Annotated in this window: 3 protein-coding genes; 2 read left to right on the top strand and 1 reads right to left on the bottom strand. The window is 48.9% G+C overall.

The genetic code is table 11. The features are described 5' to 3' along the window. Positions 1-600 (bottom strand): DNA ligase LigA-related protein (locus VAE48_RS09275; RefSeq protein WP_416181039.1); only part of this gene is annotated, 600 nt, incomplete at its 3' end. A gap of 177 nt (positions 601-777) precedes the next feature. Between VAE48_RS09275 and VAE48_RS09270 the strand changes: the two genes are divergently transcribed. Then, positions 778-1140, top strand: a complete 363-nt coding sequence (locus VAE48_RS09270; protein ID WP_322793045.1) for a hypothetical protein — start codon at positions 778-780, stop codon at positions 1138-1140. Between the two features lie 21 nt (positions 1141-1161). Further along, positions 1162-2856 carry a hypothetical protein gene (locus VAE48_RS09265; protein WP_322793044.1) on the top strand — a complete coding sequence of 565 codons (1695 nt, stop codon included), beginning with the start codon at positions 1162-1164 and terminating at the stop codon, positions 2854-2856. The last annotated feature ends 27 nt before the right edge of the window (positions 2857-2883 follow it).

The following is a 2883-nucleotide window of genomic DNA, read 5'->3' as shown; positions in this document are numbered from 1 at the left end:
CTTTTCTCCCTGCTCCACCAGACGCTGGTTGAGGATTTCAAAATCCCGAATATTGATAAATGCCTCACCGCGTACCACCAACCGCCCTTCCGCCGCAGGCCCATCCGGACTGATCGGAATCCACATCGGCAGGGACTTGATGGTGCGTAAATTTGCAGTAATGTCTTCACCCACTTCCCCGTCTCCGCGGGTGGCACCCAGCACAAATTGGCCGTCCAAATAATGTAGCACAACGGTTAAACCGTCTATTTTTGGCTCCACAACAAAATCGGTATTCAGGACCCGCTCATCCAGCCGAACCAACCGTTCATACCATGCCCGCACGTCAGCAGCGCCAAATCCATTGGCCAGACTCAAAATTGGGGCAGGATGACGCACCTTGACGAACCGTTCCAGTGGTTCTGCCCCCGCCCGTTGACTGGGCGAATCGGGAGTAATCCATTCCGGGTGTTGGGCTTCAATTTGCAGTAATCGCTGCATCATCCGATCATACTCAAAATCACTGATGATCGGTGAATCCAAAACATGGTAGCGATAGGAATGATAATTTAATTCTTTCTTGAGATTTTCGTATTCCTGCTTTAAAGAGTCTTCTCCCATTCCAGCCTCCTCCCAAACGAATTATAGCAGGAAGATAAAACCAGGATTCGAAATTCTCGTATACAATCAAAATGACAATGAGTTGATTTCGGGTAATTTTTAGACTACAAATATGAGTTTTGTCAAATTGTCATGCCGACTAGAAAATGTTACACTGAATTTTAACTGGAGGTGCCCATGAGCGCATGGAAAATTATTGCTTTGATCGTTGGTGGAATTCTGATTTTTTTCGGGGTATTGTTCATTTGGGGTTCCACCGGTGATCAGGGTTCGGTCGGCTGGATTCCGGTAGGAATGATCACCGTGGGAATTGGATTGGCTCTGGTCTTTCTGGCTACACGAAAACCAACCAAGCCTGATGAAACCAATGTTACCCTCAAAATTGACCTCCCCGGCAATGTAAACATGGATGCGATCAAATGCCGTTCTTGCGGCGGAACACTGAAGCCGGAAGACATCAAAATGGTCGCCGGTGCGCCTGTGGTCACCTGCCCTTATTGTCACACAACTTATCAATTGACTGAAGAACCAAAATGGTAAGCCGTACATCGGGAGGGTAAGATGCGAACTCTTCGTCTTTTTCTTTTATGGTTGATTATTGCAATGATGCTCGGATTGAGCATCCAACCCGTTCAGGCCCAAAATTTATCTTTTGAAGTACCCAAACAAGAGGTGGTTGTTTTTGTCAATTCAGATGGAAGTATCAGCCTCGATTACACCATTACCTTCAATAACTTACCCGCCCGGGATGCCATAGACATTGTAGATATTGGTCTGCCTAATTCAAATTATGACCTTAAATCCATCTCCGCTGAAATTAACGGAAAACCTGCCACCCTCATTCGCCCCTCGGAGTATGTCTCACCGGGGGTTGAAATCCATTTAGGAGGAAATGCCATTCAGGCTGGTCAAACCGGGACTTTGCACGTGTATGTTGGAAAAGTCGAGCGCGTCTTGGGTAAATCCACCCTGCAAGAAGCCGAAGAGTACGCTAGTATCGTCATCACTCCAAATTATTTCAGCAGAGATTTTACCCGCGGCACAACCGAATATTTTTTCACCATTGTATTACCAGCCGGTTTGAAACCTGAAGAACCTCGCTACCATACCCCTTCTGGTAACTGGCCGGGTAGCGATGAACCGGTCGAGACCGGTTTTGACACCCAGGGCCGGGTTTACTACACCTGGTACGCTGAAAACGCAAATGCCTACACCAGCTACAAATTTGGAGCATCCTTCCCAATTCGACTTGTACCGGCCCAGGTGGTTGTTGCAACCGAAACGCCCAACTTGCGTACCGTGGATATTGATGCAATCATGGGCTTTTTATGCACCGCTGGATTTATCGGTTTCTTTTTCCTCATTCCCATTCTGTCGGCTATTGCGGCAAGTCGGCGCAAGCTGCAATATATGCCACCCAAAATCGCCGTCGAGGGTCACGGGATTAAGCGAGGCCTGACCGCCGTTGAAGCCGCTGTTCTGATGGAACAACCATTGGATAAAGTATTAACCATGATCCTCTTTTCGGTTTTGAAAAAAGGCGCTGCAATCGTTGAAAGCCGCGAACCGCTGGTTTTAAAAATAACCGATCCCCTGCCCGAAAATCTCCAGCCGTATGAATTAAAGTTTCTCGAAGCCTTTCAACAGACCAATAAAAAACTAAAAGAAAGTATACTGCAGGATACGGTTGTCGGGCTTATCAAATCGGTTACCGAGAAAATGAAAGGCTTTAGCCGTAAAGAGACCATTGATTACTACAAAACCATCATGGAAAAAGCCTGGCAGCAAGTCGCCGCCGCCGAAACCCCCGAAGTCAAGTCAGATGTCTACGAACAGGTCATGGATTGGACGATGATCGACCGTCGCTGGGATGACCGCACCCGCGAAGTCTTCCAAACCGGACCGGTACGGGTGCCAACCTGGTGGTGGCGTTATGATCCGGTCATTCGCTCTGCGCCTTCTTCCGGTAGTGGCGGAATGGCAAAAACGACTGTGCCTGCCCCCAGCGGCAGTGGCAACGTTACTCTGCCCAAACTACCCGGTTCAGACTTTGCCGCCTCAATGGTCAAAGGCGTTCAATCCTTCTCAGCCGGTGTCCTCGGCAATGTGAATACTTTCACCGAAAGAATCACCAATAAAACCAATCCTCCGCCAAAAACATCCTCCTACAGCGGACGTTCAGGAGGAGGCGGTGGTTGTGCGTGTGCATGCGCCTGCGCGGGCTGTGCCTGTGCCTGTGCCGGTGGCGGACGCTAATGGGAGAGTTCTAGCATTTCCCTCTTC

It is taken from the genome of Bellilinea sp. (genome assembly GCF_034432615.1).
Classification (GTDB): Bacteria; Chloroflexota; Anaerolineae; order Anaerolineales; family Anaerolineaceae; genus Bellilinea.
This window is presented reverse-complemented; position numbering and strand designations above follow the sequence as displayed.

Coding starts and splice junctions, on each gene's coding strand:
- VAE48_RS09270 (WP_322793045.1), top strand. CDS start 778: ATGAGCGCATGGAAAATTATTGCTTTGATCGTTGGTGGAATTCTGATT.
- VAE48_RS09265 (WP_322793044.1), top strand. CDS start 1,162: ATGCGAACTCTTCGTCTTTTTCTTTTATGGTTGATTATTGCAATGATG.